We start from the raw sequence: 22,805 nt of genomic DNA, 5'->3' as shown, positions 1-22,805 counted from the left end.
CTGAAATGGTTACAATAAAGCTGTTTAAATTTATTTCTTTTGCCTGTAAATGGTGCTTTCTCGTTCGGATGAATAGTTTTTATCTTCCCCCTGATTACTGCCTATATATATTTATACTTAGATGACGTAATATTCTAATAACCTGCGTTTCGGGATAAAGTTTCATCCCGAAACGCAGGTTATTAATTAAGCCTTTTTAGATTTCTTGGTTTCAACTACTACCGGAGCAGCTGCCAGCTTTTCTTCTTCTTTCTTAATATCACGTTGCATACCATCAACAACGATTGGTGTTGCTACGAATAACGAAGAGTAAGTACCTACAATTACCCCGATAAACATTGCAAATACGAAACCACGGATAGTTTCACCACCAAAAATCAATAATACAAGGAGTACTAACAAAGTAGAGAAACCTGTTACTGCCGTTCTGCTCAAAGTGCTGTTCAAGGCATTGTTGATAACCGTTGGAATATCTTCTTTTACACCACGCTTTTCAGACAGGTACTCACGTACACGGTCGAATACTACAACGGTATCATTCATTGAATACCCCATAATAGTTAGTACCGCACCAACAAAAGCCTGGTCAACATCTAACGAGAATGGCAAGAAACCACGCAGGATAGAGAACACCCCAAGGATAATCAGGACGTCATGTGATAACGCTACCAACGCGCCATAACCGAAAGCGAGTTTCCGGAACCGTATGTAGATATAGGCAAATACTAACGCTATCGACAGTAATACTGCTTTCACTGCACCCCAGATTGCGTCATTGGCAATGGTTGGTCCAACTTTAGACGAACTTACTACCTTACCTGAATTACCGTTTACATTAGCAATAGCCTTATTTACGCTGGCTTGCAATTCTTTTTCAACATCTGTATTGGTATTCTCGATTTTGTAAGGAGTAGTAATTTTTACCTGTTCGAAATTTCCGAAAGTTTTTACCTCAATTGCCTGACCTTCGAAAGTTGGTTTCAGAGCTCTTTCGATATCCTCAGTATTCACCGTTTTCTCAAACTTTGCAATATAAGTACGACCACCTAAGAAATCTACCCCTAAACCAAATCCTTTAAAGAAAATTGAAACAATACCAGCAATAATTATGGCACTTGAAATAGTGTAGTATAATTTACGTTTTGATACGAAATCGAACTGAGAATCTTTGAATAATTTCTCAGACCACTTAGTAGTAAACGAAATATTTTTCCCTTTACCAATATAGTATTCAAACAATAATCTCGAAATAAAGATAGCAGAGAATAAAGAGGTGAAGATACCAATTAAGAGTGTAGTAGCGAAACCAAGAATTAGACCTGTACCAAAAGCAAATAAGACAACCCCTGTAATCAATGTAGTTACGTTTGAGTCGATGATAGATGACATCGCATTTTTGAAACCATCTCTTACTGCGTCTTTAAAGGTTTTGCCCAAAGCCAATTCTTCCTTGATACGCTCATAAATCAGTACGTTCGCATCAACTGATACCCCAACTGATAATACCATACCAGCGATACCCGGTAGTGTCAGAGTTGCACCAAATGAAGCCATAACTCCTAATAACAGGAATAAGTTAACGATAAGGGCGATATCGGCAATTACACCGGCTTTGTTATAATAAATTAATACGAAGCCTAATACTACCAATAGACCTATCAATGATGATATAATACCCGCACGTGCTGCTTCTGACCCTACAGTTGCACCCACAACGTCTTCAGAGATAATGTTGGTAGGCGCAGGTAATTTACCGGCTTTCAATACGTTCGCTAAATCTTGTGCTTCTTCTACTGTAAAGTTACCAGCAATACTTGAACGACCACCACCAATTTCACCATTTACATTTGGTGCAGAATACACATAATTATCAAGAATGATGGCAATCGGACGGCCAATGTTAGCTCCTGTTAATGCTTTCCATTTTCTTGCACCTTCAGCATTCATCTGCATTTCTACGGCCGGTTTTCCACGCTCGTCATAATCCTGATTAGCATTTGTTACTACATCACCTTCTAACGGAGCTTTGCCTAAATCTTTTACGAAATACATATCTACAATTTCCTCATTCACATTTGTGCCGTTTGCACGTGGCTTAATATCAAATACATAACTTGCATTGGCCGGGAACAACGCACGCACATCTGAACGATCCATTACCTCTTTCACACGGGCTATATCTTTTGTACGAACAGCCACGCCATAACCCGTTGGAATAAACAAGTTACTGAAAGCATTGTTCTGACGCTGTGCCAGAGAAGCAGAATCTTTTTTGGTAGAATCGCCTTTTGCACCACCACCTGCTAACTGTGCACTTAAACTGTTTTTAGAGGTATCGGTGCTGGCAGTTGTTGCAGTAGCAGTTGTGTCTTTTTTAGTCCCGCTCGTGGCTGTTGCCTTACTTTTGGCATCAATATCCATTTGCAGTAAAATACCTGCCAGACCATCGAACGAAGGCGCAATTTCCTGCATGGTATATACTTCGCAGAACTCTAATTTTGCTGCACCTGATAATAATTTACGTACACGGTCAGGATTATCAACACCAGGTAGCTCTACCTGAATACGGTTTGTACCCGACAATCTTTGTAAGTTAGGGTTAGCAACCCCGAATTTATCGACACGTGTCTGGATAATTCTGAAAGCACGGTCAAAAGCACCATCAACTTCTTTTTTAATATAGCTAACGACCTGACTATCTGAAGACTCCAGGCTAAGTGTACCACGGTTAGAACTATTGGAGAAAACCTTTGCCAGTTTTACATCTGAAGCCAGTTTTTTGAATTCTTCAGCAAATAAATCAACAAAATTTGCACTGCTTGTAACTGCCCTTTTTTGTGCGTTGGCAATAGCAGTAGCTACTTTAGGGTCTCTTGAGCCTCCGGCTAAAGAACGAACGATTTCGGCAGGAGAAACCTCAAGAATCACACTCATACCGCCTTGCAAGTCAAGACCCAAGCCTAACTCCTGTTTGGTAAGGTCTTCAGTTGTTGTACCTAAAAATACAGGTTGTTTCCACAAAGAATCAAGGTATCTTTGTTTCTTGGCTAAATCTATTTTGCCTGTTTTTTTATCAGTAGCAAATGCTTCTGCATCATTTCTGATGTCGTTTGCTTTCCAGGTACGTAATAAAAAGTAAGCACTAAGTGTTACAAAAGCCACTAAAAGTGCTATAATTCCACCTCTGTTGTTCATTATAGGGAATAATTTAAAAAAATAAAATTGAATGATTAACCGATTTCATGAAGAACTCATGAATGAAAAGAAGGAGACACCCCATACAGGGTCAGAAAACTACGGTGCATTGGGAGCAATATAATGCTCAAACAATTTTTCGAAATACGATAGCCTGTAAAGTGGTTTTGTAAAAGTTTTAACAGACGTCTCAACGATTACATAAATAATTTGCGGAGCAGGTAAAATGATATCGTAGTGTCCAAAATCGAAAGCATGGCTCGGCACAACTACCTCTAAAGATACTTCACTTACAACCGTCTGTTCTTTTGACTGCTCTTCTTTATTGGTCTTTTTGGATTTTATTTTCTCTGCTGCAACAGGTACCTCATTGGAGTGTGTATGGTAAATCTGTTTACCTAAAACACTCGTCAGAACCACCATCATAAACATGAGTAGCCCAAAAGAACGTGATATGTAAGTATTTTTTCTCATTTAGGGTTGCAAAGCTACTATAATTTCTCCTAATAAGTCAAATCTAATGCCAGAATTTAAGTAATTTAAACTAAAACGTGCTTTGTTCCGGAAAATTATATCCGGAACAAAGCACGTCTGCTCTATTAAAAAAGAGTACTACTATTTAAAAACCACCACACCAGAGGCTTTCATTTTATCAGCTTCTGCAGCTGGTAGTGTCCAGTCATTATTGAACCTTCCGCCAGATACTACAGTATTGATAGTTCCTTTGAAGAGTACAAAATCCTGAAATCTGCCTAAAATGTTCATCGGTGCGGGGGAGTTCTGACGTGTGGGAGCATTCGGATTATCTGATAATGTCCACCAGGGTAAACCCGAATTTACCAATACGTAATGGTTTCCTAAAGGAAATACATAGGCCAGCCCATAACTATCTGCTGATGCTTTTAATGATAAAGGGAGCTTATCATTATATTTCTCAATCAGACTATTGGTTTCTTTGTTACCAAACAGAATCAGATTAGAGCTTTCGATATCACTTGCCCGAACTTCTTTATCACTTAATAAACGCGGAAAAACCATTACTCTCCCTAAGAAATCGCCTCTATAAGTAGACCATTCCATAGCCTTTTGGGCCTCTGCACGTCTTTTGGCTAATTCATCAGGTGACGGACTTCCACCTGTTCCATAAACATATATGTGGCGGCTGGCAATAGCCTCAGACATCGGGCCTTCAGCTCCTGTTTTTTTGGCAGAGGTTAGAGTATTCAGCGCATTTACTGCCCAGGCATCTCCACTTTGTGTTAGTGTTAGTATGGCACCTGCATCTGCCCGAATTGTCTGACCGTTAATCACCAGTTCTAAAGGTGATTTTGATTTGAAGCTTGGGTGGTCTGTCAGATTAAGCGTAAAGGTTTTCAAGCCTTTAGTAGTAATTTCCAAATGATTCTTGCCTGTAAATTTAGCATCTATCAAAGCGGTTATACCCGGTGTCAATTCATCTAAAGTTACCCAGTAAGCCTTATTATGTTTATACTGGCTGGTAGCAAAGCGTACACGCTCAGGCATTGGATTACGTTTATGCCTGGCAAACCAATCAAAAATAAACTCATCTTTATAGGCATTTACCCAGCTATCATGTTTCACTCCCGGATACTCGGTATATTCAACCTGTGTTCCGGCGTCTTTCAGTCGTTGAACCCATTTACGCGTTGAATCTACTTTCACAGCAGGGTCGGCGTCTCCCTGAAAAAAATACACCGGAAAATTAAGGGCATTGGGCACTAATTCTAAAGTTCCGCCCGGAGGAGCCGGACAAACTGGTGCAATAGCAGCCCAAATATCAGGACGGCTCAGGCCAATCCACATAGTTCCACCGCCACCCATTGATAGGCCTGTCAGATACGTGCGGTTTTCATCAATATTAAAACGCTTTTTAGTATCTGCAAGCATATCCATTACATCTTTTTCCACTACTCCCTGATACCCCATAGTACCTCGGGCGAAAGAGCTTATTACAATATACTCAACATCTTTCCACTCAGGGAAATAACGGCTTGCTTCTACATCTGACTCTCCTTCGGCATTACTTTTACCAAATACCCGGCGTAAAGCCAAACGGTGGTTAGAGCCGGCTCCATGCAACATCACAACAAGCGGATACTTTTTCTTTGGATTATAGTTTTTAGGTAGATATAAACCATAAGGTTGCTCTGTGTCGTCGGTATCTGAATGAAAAGTCAGCACCTGTGGACCAGAAGATAGTTTCTGCCCGAACAAAACCAGATTGAACGATAAAAGAACAACCCCTGAAAGGATTGTTCTGAATTTCAGGATTTTCATAATATACAAGTAGGTTGAATAGTTTAAATGATTTTACAAGTTACCATTACTTTTAAAATCTATTCCCATTAATTGCATTACAATTTGCGTAGCTAATGCTTTTTCGTTTTTAAAGACAAAATATACATCATGGAAACCCTCTGCTGATATTTTTACAGGGGCCATAACTGCCCCTCTTCTTACAGCCATCACCATTTCTGGTCTTACACCCGGAAGGTCATTTGCCTGCGCTTGCTGCCCTTGTGTCGGCGGGCGGAACGGGGCTGGTTCTTTTACTGCAATCATTTCTGTCTTACCTGCCAATGGGCCAGTAGGAGAGTCAAGGTGGATTTCTATTATCCCTCCTGCGGCTCCTACACGGGTGGTTGCCTGTACATAAAAGTCAATCTGGCTTATATTAGTGAAATCTATTTTATCATACCCAATATAAGAATCATTACCTACCATAAAGAATGATTTCGAAGGCGTCATTACTTTTTGTGTACCTCTGGCTTTATTAGCTAATTCAGGGTCTAAGAAAGAGTTTCTTAAAACAATCGTCTGTTCTGAAGCTAAAGCCGGCATGAGTTTAGTACCCCTGTCTTTATAAGAAGCCCTTAATACAAAAGAACCGTTTTCTTTTTGCCCGGCAGGGATAGCTGTTGTATAACTGCCTGTGGTAGGATAGGTTTTTATATCTTTTTTCTCACCTATGCTTAAAATGTATTCAACCATTGAGGTAGCATCACTTTGTGAAAGTTGCGGGTGCGCACTCATAGCGTGTTCGCCCCAAACGCCCATTCCCCCATTAATTACTTTTTTAGCCAATGTTTCTACCATTGCGGTATTCCCTCTGTACTTATTGGCAATATCATTATAACTTGGCCCTACTGATTTTTTATCAATCACATGGCAGGCTTTGCAGTCGCTGGCCTCAATTAAACGCTGTCCGGTTGAAGCAAAAGCCGTTGCATCAGCCCCCCGGTGGTTTTGAGAAACTTCAATTTTATCATAGCCGATAGGCATATAATCTATATTTACGGCTACCTGTTCGGGTTTGATTTTTCCATTCTTCAAGCTACCATCTTCTTTGTCTTCTACTTTTACATCATATTCTATTGGCTTATTCGGGAAGTAGAAAGTTTTATTACCTTTCATAATATCAAAAGCCACCACCGGAGGCTCATTTCCTACTTTAATATCTAACGACTGGCTGTTTTTAGCACCTTTAGAGTCTGTTACTGTTAACGTAGCTTTATAAACACCTGCCTTATCAAAACTTACAATAGGGTTAGCCGTTTTAAATACCCTTGTTCCGGCCGTCTTATTACTTACTTTCCATTCATAAGACAGTACATCGCCATCTGCATCTTTACTGCCTTCAGAAGATAAATTTACTTTAAGCGGAATAGCCCCCCCTGTCTTATCAGCGGCAATCTGTACTTCGGGCTTACGATTACCTGCGTTGTATTCTACTTTTACCAGGCGTGCGTTGTCATTACCTTTAAACCAGGCAGTACCATATTCTAATACATATAAATCTCCATCAGGGGCAAAGTCTATATCAATGGCACTACCAAAATCAGTATTAGGCATAAAACGCTCCATTGACTTATAATTACCGTTTTCATCCATTGTTATACTCATAATCCAGCCACGCATAAACTCTACAATCAGCCATTTGCCTTCATAATAATCTGGAAACGGACGTTTGGCATTCGGAAAATCAGAGCGGCGGTACACAGGGCCGCCGGTAGCACTACGACCTGAGCTTCCGACCAACGGAAATTCTTCTGAGATAGCATACGGATACCAGATAAAGGCTTTCTGTGCAGGTGGTAATTCTCTTAACCCTGTGTTATTCGGAGAATCATTAATAGGTTTGGCAGGGTCAAATTGTGAGTCCGGTTTGGGTTTATTGGTTACAAAATCCCAGTCTGTATAAGGCTTGCTATCGCCAATAAAGTATGGCCAGCCAAAAAAGCCTGGACCTTTGGCCTGATTAAACTCATCATACCCACGTGGGCCACGCTCTGAATCCTTGGAGGCATCCGGGCCTACTTCTCCCCAGTATAAATAACCTGTTTTGCTGTCAATGCTTGGTCTCCAGGGGTTACGATGACCCATTGTATAGATTTCCGGGCGGGTTTTAGGGGTACCTTCCGGAAAAAGATTCCCTTTAGGGATTGAATAGGTTCCATTCGCTTCAGGTTTAATTCTCAGGATTTTCCCGCGTAAATCGTTAGTATTGGCTGCACCACGTTGGTCGTCCCAGTTTTCCTGATTCGGACGTTCGTCAATCGTGGCATATCCATCTGAATTACTATTGCTGGTATTATTACCAACCGTCAGAAACAGATTCCCGGCTTTGTCAAAAACCATTCCACCACCTGTATGACAACATTCTTCTCTCTGGGTTGGTACTTCCAAAAGAATTTTCTTTGAAGTTTCCACTAATTCTTCACCTTTTAACTCCCAACGAGCCAGCACATGTTTTGCTACGTCAGGGTCGGCATAATACATATAAATCCAGTGGTTCTTCTCAAAATTCGGGTCTTGTATCAATCCCATCAGACCTTCTTCCGCCTCACGTTTTACTCCCTGGCGATTAGTATATTTGGTATTAACCGGAATCGTAGCCAATGTTTTGATTTCCTTAGTAACAGGGCTGTATTGTTTCAATGCACCCTTACGCTCAACAAATAAAACACGACCGTCTTTCAATAAAGCCATTTCCATAGGCTCGTCCAATTTTTCGCCTAAAACTATTTTAGTAAAACGGTTTTCTTCAGGTGCCTGAGCAAGGCTTTGAAGGGCAATAAAAAGCCCCCCTACAAATAGATTTGTAAACTTTTTGTACTTCATCATAGTAAAATCTGGTGAACGGGTTTTATTTGGAATAATTTAAGAGTTTCAATAAGTCGTCAATACTTGATTCACTTACCGGAATATCGTGTGTACCAATTTTAATGCGCTGCCCTCTAATTGATTCTATTTTATCGGTATTTACGATAAAAGATTTATGAATACGCATAAATTGTTTAGGCGGCAATTTTTCTTCAATTGCCTTCATAGTAGATTTGGTAAGAATTGGTTTGGTCTGAGTTGTAAGAAATATTTTGATATAGTCTTTCAAACCCTCTATATGGGTAATGTCTTTTATGATAATCTTGACTAACGAGTACTCGACGTTTATAAAGAAAAAATCCGGAAATTCGTCGGCTTTTGGAAGATGTTCAGCAGATGATACAGCCGATGCCGACGTTGCTGCCACATGATTTTTAGTATATATTTCGAGGGCTTTATAAGTAGCCTTAGTGAAACGTTCTAAACTTACCGGCTTCATCAGATAATCTACCACATCCAAATCGTAACTTTCTACAGCGTAGTTGGCATAAGCGGTTACAAAAATAACAAGGGGTTTTTCTCTTAAACTCTGCAAAAACTTAGTACCTAACATACCAGGCATCTGAATATCAAGAAACATCAGGTCGATTTTCTCCTCTTGTAAAGCCTGCATTGCTTCAAAAGGATTTTTACAGGTACGAACCAACTCCAGGAATGGTATTTGTCTGATATTCTCTTCCAGGAGTTTGCGCCCCATACTTTCGTCATCAACGGCAATACATCTGAGTGTCATAAGCCAATTGTTTTTAGTTGTAAAAATAGAGAAACAATAAACCAATTATCCTCTTTTTTAATCTCTAATTTGTGCTTCTCAGCATATAATAATTCTAATCTGCGTTTAACATTCTTCAAACCAATGCCTGAGCTATTGTCTTTGTCTTCTGCTAATTCAGGGGCTATTTTATTTTTTACTTCATAAAACAGGTTATTACCATCGCATCTTACCAATACATCAATTATAGGCGTGTCAATCATGCCTACACCATGTTTGAACGCATTTTCAACAAACGGAATCAGTAACATTGGCTCTATAATCTGTGAGCCTATATTGCCTTCTACTTTCATATTTATTTCTACATCTTCTTCAAATCTTACCCTTTGCAACTCTATATAGTTATTCAGGTAATTGATTTCCTTATCTAAAGATACCTGTACATCATCTGCCTCATATAACATATAGCGCATGAGTTCTGATAGCTGAATAGTAACCGGCTCTGCTGCACTTGATTTAGTACGAATGAGATAAACTATGCTATTTAATACATTAAAAATAAAATGTGGGCTTATCTGTGAGCGTAGAAATGACAGCTCGGCCTGAAGTTTTTCCTGTTTTTCCTCTCTTTTTAATTTCTCCTGATCGGCCATGTAGAGAATAAGACCATATACGGTACTTATGGCACTGACAAAGAGAATAGGAAACATGGTCTTCATCTCAAAAAGTTTGATTCTATGCCCACTCATATCGACAGGATTATCCCACAGTCCAAGTTTCAGTAAATACTGAATGATAACAAAAGCGAAACTCAGGATAATGACAGAAAACACATAAGACCCGACACCTCTTTTCCGAAGAAAAAATGGCATTAAAATCAAAGTATTAATAAAAAACTGAGGAACATGCGTAATAGACAACGGGGCAATATGACCTAAGTACCATCTGTCTCTTTCGGTGTCATTTAAGTATGCATTAATAATAGGCCATACCACCCATACTCCCCAGAACAATATATGAAAAAGCAGACGAAAGAGGTATTCAACAGATATTTTTCTATTAAGTATTGTCATTAATTGTTAAATTGTTTTTATATTTTTTTGCACTTTTTAAAGTTTATAACTTAGTAAGGCTAATTAATACCGAAAGTACAAAACGCAAACAAATCTATAATATTAAAATAATTCAATTACCATCAAACAGACCAAAGTTCTCAATTCGACGACAAAAAACCCTAACACGCAATCAAAACTGCATTTCGGGCTATTTTGAAGGGTTTTCATGTATATATAAGCTATGTTTCTACTTTCATCTTCTCTCTTGTGTATTTCATCTATTCTGCAAAAATGTACAAAAAACATACATTTATTTTGTGTCGTTAAATCATTGACATAGAAAAAAACAAAATATAATAGATCAATACAATGAAAAAGTTTATCACTATTCTAAGTTTGCTTGCCCTGGTTGGTACTACAGTAATGGCACAATTCCCCGGAGGTGGCCCTGGCGGTAGAGGTGGCCAGAGAGGAGATGGAAATGGACGTCCGGGCAATCAACAACAAACACCAACTTTAAATCTTGAAGGCAATGCCCCAAGAGGTAACTCGAAGATTACAGGCTTTGTAATTGATGAGGCCGTAACAACCGCTGTTGAATTTGCAAGTGTTGCACTGTATAATAAAGAAAATAAGGTAGTAGACGGAACAATGGCAGATGAAAAGGGCAAGTTTACTCTATCAAGGATAGCCCCAGGTGAATATAAATTAGTGATAACTTTTATTGGTTATGCTGATAAAACCATCGATAATATTAAAGTTGAAAAAGGTAAAGATGTTGATTTAGGTGTAATCAAGCTATCTACAAGTACCAAGCAATTAGATGAAGTAACTGTGACAGCCGAAAAATCAATGATTGAGGAGAAAGTTGACCGATTGGTTTATAATGCAGAAAAAGATATTACTTCGAAGGGTGGAGATGCTGCTGATGTACTACGTAAAGTACCTCTATTAACAGTTGATTTAGACGGTAACGTATCATTACGCGGAACATCTAATATTAAGGTTTTAATCAATAACAAACCCTCTACTATCATTGCAAGTAGCATTGCTGATGCACTTAAGATGATCCCATCTGACTTAATCAAATCTGTAGAGGTAATTACCTCTCCATCGGCAAGATATGATGCAGAAGGCTCTGGTGGTATTATCAATATCATTACTAAGAAAAGCACGATTCAGGGTTTGACATTGAATGTGGATGCAGGTGTGGGTATTCGTGGCTCTAACTTAGGTTTGAATGGTAGTATCCGCAAAGGTAAATTAGGTGTAACCATGGGTGGCGGTGGCCGTGCTTTTTATAATAAAGCAGCTACTTCTTTAAATCAAAGCACATTAGTAAATGGCAATACTGTATTAACCAAACAAACAGCTGACGCTTTTGATAATGGTTTGTTTGGTCGTTACAACTTAGGGTTTGATTACGATATTTCTAAAAATCAGGCATTAACCGCAGGCATTAACTTTGGTACCCGTAATTTTATAAGAAGTCAGGACTATACCACAAATCTTTATACTAACAACGTATTTAATTCGACCTCGTTTAGGAATGTAGATAGCAAAGACTTGTCAAACTCTGTTGATATTAATTTAGATTATATACGTACTTTCAAACCTTCACAAGAATGGTCTGTTTCAACCCAATATAGTAAAAGTAACCTTAAAAATAATTTCCTGGCAGATTTGCTAAATGAATCAGGAATGTTAGCAAGCCGTCAGAAAAATATCAACGGAAATGTGAATCAGGAGGTTACATTACAAACTGATTTCCAGACACCAATTAAAACAAATCAGATGTTTGAAGTAGGTGTGAAGGGTATTTTCCGTCAGGTAAATAGTGATTTCAGTTATTTGGTTGCAGGTGCAACGGGTGATTTTGCCTCTGATGCCAGAAATCCGGCAGGTTTATTAGATTATTCACAAAATATTGCTTCTGGTTATATGTCATATACTTATTCTACAAAGAATAAATATACCATCAAAGCAGGAGCTCGTTATGAATATACCACAATTGATGCACAAGATCAGATAAAAGATATTAATATTCCGGCTTATGGTAACCTTGTACCAAGTGTAAACGTATCGAAGACTTTTGGAAATACAACTTTGAAAGCGGCCTATAACAAACGCATTCAACGCCCGGGTTTACAACAGTTGAATCCGAACTTCAATCTGGCGAATCCACAAAACATTACCATTGGTAATCCAAGTCTACGCCCTGAAATAACTGATAATTTTGAATTAAGTGCCAGTTCAAGCATCAAGAAAGTATATCTGAATGCATCGGTGTTTGGTCGTCAGACAAATAATTCAATTCTTCGTCTGAGTTCTCCTTCTGATACTTTGGTAGGTGCTATTATCACCACATTCCAGAATATCGGTACACAAAAAGTATTTGGTTCTAATGTATTTGGTAATTTCACTATCACACCAAAATGGTCAGTAAACGGAGGTATTGATGTATATTATAACTATCTGGAAGGACAAGTACGGGGTGCTGACGGGCAATCTTTCTTGACAAGCAATACAGGAGTAGTAATTGGTGGACGCCTTCAGTCACAGATACAACTTAAAAACGGTTGGGGTATCCAGGCTTTTAGTTTCTTCAGAGGCAGACAAGTGCAATTGCAAGGAACACAAGGTAGTTTCTATATGTACTCGGTTGGTTTCAGAAAAGATTTCAAAAATAAGAAAGGAAGTCTTGGGTTAGCTACAGAAAACTTCTTTGGTGGAATAGTAATGAAGTCGACATTGAACACCGCTCAGTTCAGTCAGACCAATATCAACAATATTTACAATCAAAATGTACGCCTTACTTTCAGCTACAAAATTGGCAATATGAGAATGGTTGAGCAGAAGAAAACAAAATCGGTGAAGAATGATGATGTGAAAGCGGGAGAAAGTAATAATATGAACAACTAAGGATTTTCAAAATTAGGTTTTTTATAGTTTTGTTTTAGTTAAAGGAGCTACCACTTACGATTGGTAGCTCTCTTTCTATTTTTCAGACCCGATACTTTTAATAACTTCTGCTTTCTTCAGAACAATACTCCAGATAGCAAAACCAGAATCATCACTAAAACACAATTTCCCAACGCCTTTGTCAACACCAATAGGGGCAGTATAAACAAAAAGTGAATCATCTATACTCTGTATATTGTTGCTTAAAGGCAATTTTTGCATGGCATTATCGGCATAAGCCTCTAATACTTCTTTCTCTTTAAGATATAAACTATTATTACTCCCGATATCTGGTTGACCTAACAAGCGAATCGTGAGTTTATATTTTTTTGATAGAGAATCTATCACCTGCATATTTTTCAAAGCGCAGATTTCCTCAGTACGATTCGGTGAAGCATCCTTCATCTGCTTTTCAAAATCCTTAGTAAGTATAATAGTTATTTTACTACCTAAAACCTCTACTTGTTCCATAATCCGGGCAGGAGAAATCCGCCTGATTTTATGTCCTTCCATTTCTTCTTTTACTTCGGTTGTATCCATACGTTGCACGTTTGAACACCCGAATTGTGTCAGAAACACCCCTATTATCCAGATACTATTTTTTTTCATAATCAAATCTATACAAAATCCTTCCCTTTATTTCCGGCGGCAGCTACAAATTCTTTAACCTTTTGCTCATCTTCTTTTTTACAGATCATCAATACGTTATCGTATTCGGCCACAATGTACCCGTTTAAACCATTAATAACCACGAGTCTTTCATCCGGGGTTTTTATAATACAGTTTTTTGTATCATATAATAGTGTCTGGCCATCAATTACATTCTGATTTTCATCCTTATCAGATACATCATACAATGACTTCCACGTACCTAAGTCAGACCAGCCAATATCAGAAAGCACCACGAACACATTTTCCGCTTTTTCCATCACACCATTATCAATCGAGATATTCTTACATTGCGGATATGCCTTTTTGAGTGCCTCTGCTTCGCGTTCTGAATAAAATTCCTTTTTGATTTCTTCGAAGGCCTCAGCCATTTCAGGCAAAAACATTTCAAAGGTTTTCTTTATGGTTTGTACATTCCAGATAAAAATACCTGCATTCCAGACAAACTCGCCACTCTCGATAAACTTGACAGCCCATTCTAAGTTGGGTTTTTCGGTAAAAGTCCGTACACGTTTAATATCACCCTCCGACTCCGTAAACTGAATGTAACCATAGCCTGTGTCAGGGCGGGTCGGTTTAATACCTAATGTGACTAATACATCATTTTTTTCAGAAAAATGAAGCGCAATGTTGATTCTCTTTCTGAATTCTTCTTCTTTCAGAATAATATGATCGGCAGGCGCCACTACTATATTTGCTTTGGGGTTTTTAGAAGCAATTTTATAGCAGGCATAGCCAATACAAGGCGCTGTATTTCTGCGGCTTGGCTCTAATAGTATCTGATCGTCTGACAGATACGGTAATTGCTGCTTACATAAATCGTAGTATTCTTCGCTTGTAACGATATAGATATTTTCCTGCGGACAAATTCCTTCAAAACGCTCAACAGTTTGCTGAATCATGGTCTTACCTACTCCTAAAACATCATGAAATTGTTTGGGATTGGTAGTACGGCTAAAAGGCCAGAATCTTGTTCCGACGCCTCCTGCCATTATAATCACGTAATTATCTTTCATTAATACTGCTTCAATGTTAAAATGCACTTATCACAGATTGTTAAGCATCTGCGGTTTAAGTACTGTGCGATGAGTCGAAAATTTTAATTAATGTTGAATTATCAGAATTCAGTAAGCAAATTTTAATCCAATGATTTAAAGCTATTTGGTATCCGGATAATTATTGAAAATGTTAATGAATAATAGATTGATATTTGTTATATGAAGTGAATAAATGTTTTTTTATTGTTGATTAAAGTATCTTTCTGTACGTAAAGCTACGTTTTCTCTGATATTCATCCAAAATAAGTTTATATCTGCTCTATGCCATATCTTCGTTCTTAAAAAAGCCCGACCTCTTACATAAGGTTTATTAATCCATAAAATCCCCTCATGTACCTGGGCATCTGCGGCTTCTTTCACAAAGGTAAATTTTAAGCCTACTCCTCCTCTGTTTTCTTTTTTTGAAACAAAATCCTCATTCAGTTTCCATGAAAGAGGGTTAGTGCAAATGGCTTTATCTAAACCATCATTGTAATAAGGCGGAATAAAGTCTCTGGCAAAAGTATTCCATGAAACAAAGCCACCTGTTTCTTCAGCCGACTGGCTGGGTTTAATTTTATCAAAGGTATCGGGCGCTGTAGCAATGCCTATCAGATATGCCTCTACTAATTGCTTTTGTAAAGGCTTGCCATCAAAAAACTCTTTCAACAGCCGTTTGGCTAAAACAGTTCCCTGGCTGTGCGAAGCGATAATGATTGGCCTGCCTTGATTCCAGTGTTGAAGATAATACTCAAATGCTGATTTTACATCAGTATAGGCCAGATCTAATGCCTGTTTCTTATCATCTGCATTTTTTGTCAGAAAACTATAGTAGTGTGCCTGTCGGTATCTTGGAGCATAAACCCTACCTGAGCCATTGAAAGCAGTCGCCTGATTCAGAATCGTCGAATTATCAACCATTGTGTTCAGTTCTTCATCATGTACATCAGCATTCCAGAGATACTGATTTTTGGGAGCGTAAGTATAAATAGTCGGATGCAAGAAAAAAACATCGACTCTGGCGTCTTTCTGGCCATCTTTCAGCTTAGAGTTCAAAGGTATTTTATCCGCGGCATCTTCCTTATCCGGAAGTGCCGCCCAAGTCTCTTTTAGGGCATAATCTGGCACTGGAGGCACATTTGTGGCATCAAAACCGGAGTTAAGAATTATGTACTTCTGGGCATGCACAGAGACCCCCGACAAAGTGAAAAACAAAAATAAATATGAAAAAAAAACTTTTCTCATCTTATATGATTATTTTTTGGTAAAATTGTAAAATTTCTATAAAATCTAACAATAGTATGCTTGCATATTATTGTTTTCTTTTCTATGTTTGACACAAAATTACGTTTTGTTAACCCACTAACCAATACCCTCATGTACAAACTTTCCGCAAAAAAATTGTTGGTCGGAATCTGTTGCTTTTTTATCACTCAAATGGTCTTAGCTCAGACCAAGGTTTCCGGTACAATAACAGACGCCGTTACCAAAGAACCATTGATTGGAGTAAGTGTACAAGTGAAAGGAAAAGTAATCGGAACTATTACCGATACTAAAGGAAATTTCTCTTTCAGCACTTCAACACCCCCTCCTTTCACGCTGTTAATTACGTCGGTGGGTTATGAAAGTCAGGAAGTAAATGTTTCGGGCAATAATGCTGCAATAAACATTTCTCTGAAAGAACAAGCCATCTTAGGTCAGGAAGTAGTAGTAGCCGCCTCACGGGTGGAAGAGACCGTGATGAAATCGCCTGTTGCCGTTGAAAAAATGGATATTCGTGCCATTCGCGAATCAACTTCTCCTTCTTTCTATGATGCGCTTGCTAATATGAAAGGTGTAGACATGACAACCCAGGGCTTATTATTCAAATCAATCAATATGCGTGGATTCGGCGCAACCGGAAACCCCCGTACTGTACAGATGATTGATGGGATGGATAATCAGGCGCCAGGGCTAAATTTCCCTGTTGATAATATAGTAGGCATGCCTGAATTAGACGTTGAAAGCGTAGAGCTATTACCAGGCGCAGCATCTGCCCTATACGGCCCTAATGCCATCAACGGTTTGATATTAATGAACAGTAAAAGTCCATTCTTATATCAGGGCTTAAGTGCTACTGTAAAAACCGGAGTAATGAACGCTTCTAACAGAGAAACAGTTACTACTCCTTTCTACGATTTGTCTTTACGTTATGCTAAAGCATTTAATGATAAATTTGCCTTTAAAGTAAACCTGGCTTATATCGGTGCTAAAGACTGGGAAGCAACCAATTATACTAACCTGAACGTGGGTGGTTTAGAAAATGGTACTCGTGGTGCTGGTGTAGATACAGATTATGATGGGATGAACGTATATGGTGATGAAGTGCAGGCCAATATGACTACTGTTGCAACCGGCTTAATAGGTAAAGGCTTACTTCCTGCAGCAGCTGCCGGGTTGATTCCTGCTAATACGAATATCAGCCGTACTGGCTACCTCGAAAGAGATATGCTTGACTATAATACCAAGAGTTTTAAAACTAATGTAGCATTGCATTACAGAATTAACGAGAAAGTAGAGTTGGTAGGACAGGTAAACTATGGATATGGAACTACCGCCTATACAGGAACAGGCCGCTATTCTTTAAGAAATTTTAACCTGACTCAGGCTAAATTAGAGTTAAGAGGTGATAATTTTACCTTAAGAACCTATACAACTCAGGAGCGTTCGGGTCAATCCTATTTTTCCGGATTAACGGCTGTTAATATGCTTAATGAAATTAAGCCTCATGAAACATGGTTTGGTACGTATGTGGGCGCATTTGTGCAGGCAAGAAGTGCCGGACAAGCCGAGGCTCAGGCACATTTGGCTGCTCGTGCTGCCGCCGATCAGGGTATGCCTCAACCGGGAACTGCTGCTTATGATGCCCTATTGGATAAATATAGGGAAAAAGCCATTGTTGATGGAGGTGGCGCTTTCTTAGATAAAACCAATCTATACCATACTGAAGGCGTTTATAATTTCAAAAATCAGGTTAAATTTATTGACCTTTTGGCCGGAGCCAATTACAGAGTATATCAATTACGCTCGAATGGAACGCTGTTTGCTGATCAAAAAGATGGCAGAAACGGTACCATCAATATCAACGAATATGGTGCTTTTTTACAAGCTGCAAAAAGTTTATTTGGCGATCACTTCAAACTTACTGCCTCAATCAGGTATGATAAAAACCAGAACTTTGATGGTCAATTCACTCCTCGGGTATCTGGGGTAGCTTCTTTTGGTGACCATAACATCCGACTATCATATCAATCAGGCTTTAGAATTCCTACTACTCAAAACCAATATATCGACCTTAAAACCCCTGCAGGTACACTCATTGGTGGTTTACCTGAATTTAATGCAAGATATAACCTTAGCAACGGTATTTCTCTGGCTGTTTTAAATGACTTTCAGGCAAACCCATTAAAATATATTACTGCTGATGTAGTAGCTAAAGCACAGGCTTATGCAACACAGGCGGTTACTGCACAAGCAACACCCGCAATTACGGCAGGTGTAAACGCCGCTATTCTTCAACAAGTAACTGCGGGAGTTACAGCTGCCATTACGCAACAAGTAACTGCGGGAGTTACAGCACAGGTAAATGCGGCAGTTCAGGCAGGACAAATTCCGCCTGAAGCTGCAGCAGCAGCTATTCAGGCAGGCGTGGCACAAACCCTGCCTGGCGCATTGGCGCAAAACCTTCAACCGGGTATTGACGCGCAACTTCCGGGTGCTATTGCTGCAAATTTCCAGGCAGCATTTAATGCTGAGTTACAAAAAGTATTAGTTGCCAATGTGCCTGGTGTTACTCAACAAGTTACTCCAGCATTTGCTTTGGCAACATTACCTAAATATTCGGCAAAAACGCTTCAACCAGAGCGTATTCAATCTGTTGAGATTGGTTATAAAGGCTTAATTGGCAAAAAACTTTTTGTTGATGCTTATTACTACACCAGCACCTATAGAAACTTCATCGGTGGTGTTTCTGTAGTTGTACCTACCGCTGCGGCGGGTCCAGGTTTACCAATTGAGTCTGGCGTATCAAGTGCAACTACCCGTTTAGGCTATTCAAGACCTGCAAATACTTCCGAAAAAATTAAAGTGAATGGCTGGGCTCTTGGCTTGAACTATTCTTTAACTAAAGGCTTCTTTATCAATGCCAATATAGCTAATAATGAACTGAAAAGATTTGTACCAAGTGCCGAGCAACAATACGCAGGCTTCAACACTCCTGATTATCGTTACAATCTTGGTTTTGGTAAGAGAATTGGTAGTGGTGATAAATTCGGTTTTAACATCAATTTCAAACATCAGAATGCTTTCTTGTGGCAGGCCAGCTTTAATCAACCTACCACTACCGGAACAACTTTCTTCTCTAATACTACTGTACCGGCCATCAATAACCTTGATGCACAGGTTAGTATGAAGCTTCCGGCTATGAAGTCTATTATTAAATTAGGAGGAACAAACATTGGTGGTAAACCATATATTCAGGCTTATGGTAGTGCGCTTATAGGCTCAATGTACTATGTAGCATTATCTTTTGATGAGCTTCTGAATAAATAAGATTTTATTAATTTTCATAATTTTCTTTGGTTTAAGTTAAAAAGAGCTTCCGTTTGGGGGCTCTTTTTTTATGCTTTTCAATAGAAAATTCGACCTAATTAATAATTTTTTCACATTCTGTTTATAACTTTACACCGCATTTATTAATTAAACAAATAATCATGAATAAGATTAAAGTAGCAAACCCCGTTGTTGAGTTAGACGGTGATGAGATGACCCGAATCATCTGGCGTTTTATTAAAGATAAATTGATTCTACCTTATGTTGATGTAGATATTAAATATTATGACCTTGGCGTTGAATACCGTGATGAAACCAACGATCAGGTTACCGTCGATGCAGCAAATGCGATCAAAGAATATGGTGTGGGTATTAAATGTGCTACTATTACTCCTGACGAAGCACGTGTAACAGAGTTTAATCTGAAACAAATGTGGAAATCACCTAATGGTACTATCCGTAATATTCTTGACGGTACTGTTTTCCGTGAGCCAATCGTTTGTCAGAATGTGCCTCGTTTAGTTTCTAACTGGACATCCCCAATCATCGTAGGCCGTCATGCTTTCGGTGACCAATACCGTGCAACTGATTTCGTAGTAGATGGCCCGGGTAAATTAACTATGAAATTTGAAGGAGCCGATGGAACTGTAAAAGAATTTGATGTATATAATTTCAAAGGAGGTGGGGTAGCAATGGGTATGTATAACACAGATGAATCAATCCGTGGTTTTGCACACTCTTGCTTCAATGTTGCCCTGAACAAAAAATGGCCTTTATATTTATCTACTAAAAACACCATTCTGAAAAAATATGATGGTCGTTTCAAAGATATTTTTGAAGAAATCTACCAGGCAGATTACAAAGCCAAATTTGAAGAAGCGGGAATCGTTTACGAACACCGACTGATTGACGACATGGTAGCTTCTGCTTTGAAATGGAATGGTTCGTTTGTATGGGCTTGTAAAAACTACGATGGCGACGTACAGTCTGACTCAGTAGCACAAGGTTTCGGTTCATTAGGTTTAATGACTTCTGTATTGGTTACCCCAGATGGCGAAACAATGGAAGCAGAAGCAGCTCACGGAACAGTAACACGCCACTACCGTGACCACCAGGCAGGTAAACCAACGTCTACTAACCCGATTGCTTCTATCTTTGCATGGACTCGTGGCTTGGAATTCCGTGGTAAAAAAGATGGTAATCAGGAGTTAATCGACTTCTGTCAGGCTTTAGAGCAGGTATGCGTTGAAACGGTTGAGTCAGGCAAAATGACGAAAGATTTAGCAGTTTGTATTCATGGCAATAAAGTAAGCCATGGCGAACATTACCTATATACAGAAGAGTTTTTGGAAGCATTAGACCAAAACCTGAAAATCAAATTAGGTAAATAAGACTTTTCTTCTTACGGTGCCCCTTTTATACGCCTTGGCTCTTGTAGTCAGGGCGTTTTGTTTTTGGTGCCTGTATGGTATGATGTTTGCACAAATTAAACATTAACCCATCAGGATTATCAGATGAAACCGAGTTTTATAGGCTTACTCTACTTTTGCTTGTTTTATTCTCCACGAACCATTGCACAAACTGCTCTCCAATGGCAGAAGAGTATGGGAGGAAAAAACAATGAATATGCCTATGCTTCTACCCCTACCTCCGACGGTGGCTATATTATTGTAGGCTCAACTAATAGCAATAACGATGGAGATGTACCTGCGTCTAAAGCATTTAACGGATTAGGCGGTACTGATATCTGGGTAGTGAAAGTGAATACCTGGGGAGAAATACTCTGGTCTAAAACCTTTGGCGGCACAAAAGATGATATTGCTACCGATGTTATTGAGACTAAAGACAAAAATATTCTGGTTTTAGCCACCACCGCTTCTACAGACGGTGAGGCATTAGGAAATGGTTCTCGCGGAGGTTTACTCTTATTGAAATTAAAGACCGATGGCAGTACAATATGGCGGAAAGTATTTGCCGGAGGCTACAATATCGGCGAATTGGCTTTCACAAAAGCTGATGCTTATTCAAAGCCCACCATAAAACCTGCCGCAGATGGTAATTATATTATCGGAGCTAATATCCTCCCTCTTATTAAAACAGACGTATGGTTGGCAAAGATTACCGAAAACGGTGAAACCTTATGGTCAAAAACCTATGGGTCTAACCAGAACGATTGGGTAAATGAGGTAATTGTCTGTGCCGATGGAGGCTATCTGATGATAGGAGGAACAGATGCCGGTAATAATGAAATACCTGGAGCTGGTAAAGGCTTTATTGATATTTATATTGTAAAGGTCGGTGTTAATGGTTTGCTGCAATGGCAAAAAGGCTTAGGCGGCGCAAACTTAGATGAGGCTTTTTCAGGCTTGCAATTAACTGATGGGTCATTTCTGATAGTAGGAGAGAGTAATTCCACAAACGGCGATCTGGAAGAAAATTCAGGCGAAAAAGACGGCTTTATTCTAAAATTATCTGACACTGGAATGTTGCTATGGAAAAAACAGGTGGGTGGCTTATACTCAGACGGACTTTACACCATCCGTCAATCCGTTAACGGCAAAATCTATGCTTTCGGCCAAAGTAATTCTACCTTCGGTAATGTAAAGCCGAAAGGCTCTGTAGGAGACGTCTGGATTACACAAATTGATGAGAATAACGGTAGCCTGAAAGAGAATCTTTTATTAGGTGGAGCAGACATTGAGATTGCGCGCGGCGCTTACCCAACGGCTGACGGTGGCTTTATTGTAGCTGCCAATGCTAATTCTGTCGATGGAGATTTAACACAGAATAATGGCAATACCGATTTCTGGTTAGTTAAAACAGGTACTCCTTTACCTGCAACATTGGGTAGTTTTTCGGCCACACTCACCAATGAGCAATATGTAAAACTTTCCTGGACATCGCTCAATGAAGCAAAAGCCAAAAACTTTGTCATTGAAAGAAGTTTTGATTTGATACGCTTCTCTTCTATTGGACAGGTAACGGCCACCGGAACAACAACAACCGTAAAATCTTACTCATTAATTGATACCAAGCCGGTTTTTGGCAAAAATTATTATCGGTTAAAATTCTATGATGAAGCAAACAAGGAGTTTATCTATAAAACAGTATCTGCTACTGTTTCTTTGTTATCTGCTGAATCAGAATTATCAGATGCTGTAAATGTTTATCCTAATCCTATCATAGGATCTTCTTTTTATATAAAATCAGCCGGACAATTGAATACTACCCCTTATTTACTTGATGCCACAGGTAAACCAATAGCTATTGAATCAGAATATTTGGATATCTCACAAAGCATTGTCTCTATCAAGCAAAACCTTACTGCCGGCATATATTTCCTTATATTGAATAACGGGCAGAATAAAATCATTAAAAAATTGATTGTTCAATAAGACGTTT

Annotated in this window: 13 protein-coding genes; 4 read left to right on the top strand and 9 right to left on the bottom strand. The window is 39.0% G+C overall.

The features are described from left to right. Nucleotides 1-186 precede the first annotated feature (186 nt). From secDF to H1R81_RS14940, 6 genes are all read right to left on the bottom strand, one after another. On the bottom strand, nt 187-3,195 hold the full coding sequence (gene secDF, locus H1R81_RS14965; protein WP_181841547.1) for a protein translocase subunit SecDF: 3,009 nt from the start codon (nt 3,193-3,195) through the stop codon (nt 187-189). Between the two features lie 99 nt (nt 3,196-3,294). Then, on the bottom strand, nt 3,295-3,669 hold the full coding sequence (locus H1R81_RS14960) for a hypothetical protein (RefSeq protein WP_181841546.1): 375 nt from the start codon (nt 3,667-3,669) through the stop codon (nt 3,295-3,297). A gap of 141 nt (nt 3,670-3,810) precedes the next feature. Beyond that, complete coding sequence (locus H1R81_RS14955) at nt 3,811-5,493, bottom strand: alpha/beta hydrolase-fold protein (RefSeq protein WP_181841545.1); 1,683 nt, start codon at nt 5,491-5,493, stop codon at nt 3,811-3,813. Nucleotides 5,494-5,526: 33 nt separating this feature from the next. Beyond that, nucleotides 5,527-8,340, bottom strand: coding sequence for a PQQ-dependent sugar dehydrogenase (locus H1R81_RS14950; protein ID WP_181841544.1), 2,814 nt, complete (start codon nt 8,338-8,340; stop codon nt 5,527-5,529). Between the two features lie 22 nt (nt 8,341-8,362). Continuing rightward, nucleotides 8,363-9,112 (bottom strand): LytTR family DNA-binding domain-containing protein, encoded by a 750-nt coding sequence (locus H1R81_RS14945; RefSeq protein ID WP_181841543.1) that lies wholly within the window; start codon nt 9,110-9,112, stop codon nt 8,363-8,365. After that, nucleotides 9,109-10,164, bottom strand: a complete 1,056-nt coding sequence (locus tag H1R81_RS14940; protein ID WP_181841542.1) for a sensor histidine kinase — start codon at nt 10,162-10,164, stop codon at nt 9,109-9,111. Before H1R81_RS14940 ends, H1R81_RS14945 begins: the two co-directional genes overlap by 4 nt. 351 nt (nt 10,165-10,515) lie before the next feature. On the opposite strand from H1R81_RS14940, the gene H1R81_RS14935 reads away from it, so the two are divergent. Beyond that, entirely contained in the window at nt 10,516-13,068 is a 2,553-nt protein-coding gene (locus H1R81_RS14935) for a TonB-dependent receptor domain-containing protein (RefSeq protein WP_181841541.1), read from the top strand. Between the two features lie 75 nt (nt 13,069-13,143). On the opposite strand, the gene H1R81_RS14930 is transcribed toward H1R81_RS14935, so the two are convergent. The 3 genes from H1R81_RS14930 to H1R81_RS14920 all read right to left on the bottom strand — a co-directional run bounded on the left by H1R81_RS14930 (nt 13,144) and on the right by H1R81_RS14920 (nt 16,058). Then, entirely contained in the window at nt 13,144-13,716 is a 573-nt protein-coding gene (locus H1R81_RS14930) for a hypothetical protein (protein ID WP_181841540.1), read from the bottom strand. Between the two features lie 8 nt (nt 13,717-13,724). Then, nucleotides 13,725-14,792, bottom strand: a complete 1,068-nt coding sequence (locus H1R81_RS14925) for a mannose-1-phosphate guanylyltransferase (RefSeq protein ID WP_181841539.1) — start codon at nt 14,790-14,792, stop codon at nt 13,725-13,727. Between the two features lie 222 nt (nt 14,793-15,014). Then, a complete protein-coding gene (locus H1R81_RS14920; protein WP_181841538.1) occupies nt 15,015-16,058 on the bottom strand; it encodes a DUF3089 domain-containing protein in 1,044 nt (347 codons plus the stop codon). Between the two features lie 132 nt (nt 16,059-16,190). Between H1R81_RS14920 and H1R81_RS14915 the strand changes: the two genes are divergently transcribed. From H1R81_RS14915 to H1R81_RS14905, 3 genes are all read left to right on the top strand, one after another. Then, nucleotides 16,191-19,403 (top strand): carboxypeptidase-like regulatory domain-containing protein, encoded by a 3,213-nt coding sequence (locus tag H1R81_RS14915; protein ID WP_181841537.1) that lies wholly within the window; start codon nt 16,191-16,193, stop codon nt 19,401-19,403. A 161-nt stretch (nt 19,404-19,564) separates the two neighbouring features. Next, nucleotides 19,565-20,794 (top strand): NADP-dependent isocitrate dehydrogenase, encoded by a 1,230-nt coding sequence (locus H1R81_RS14910; protein ID WP_181841536.1) that lies wholly within the window; start codon nt 19,565-19,567, stop codon nt 20,792-20,794. Nucleotides 20,795-20,917: 123 nt separating this feature from the next. Beyond that, nucleotides 20,918-22,798 carry a T9SS type A sorting domain-containing protein gene (locus tag H1R81_RS14905; RefSeq protein WP_181841535.1) on the top strand — a complete coding sequence of 627 codons (1,881 nt, stop codon included), beginning with the start codon at nt 20,918-20,920 and terminating at the stop codon, nt 22,796-22,798. The last annotated feature ends 7 nt before the right edge of the window (nt 22,799-22,805 follow it).

This window comes from Emticicia sp. BO119 (genome assembly GCF_013912375.1).
GTDB lineage: Bacteria > Bacteroidota > Bacteroidia > Cytophagales > Spirosomataceae > Emticicia.
This window is presented reverse-complemented; position numbering and strand designations above follow the sequence as displayed.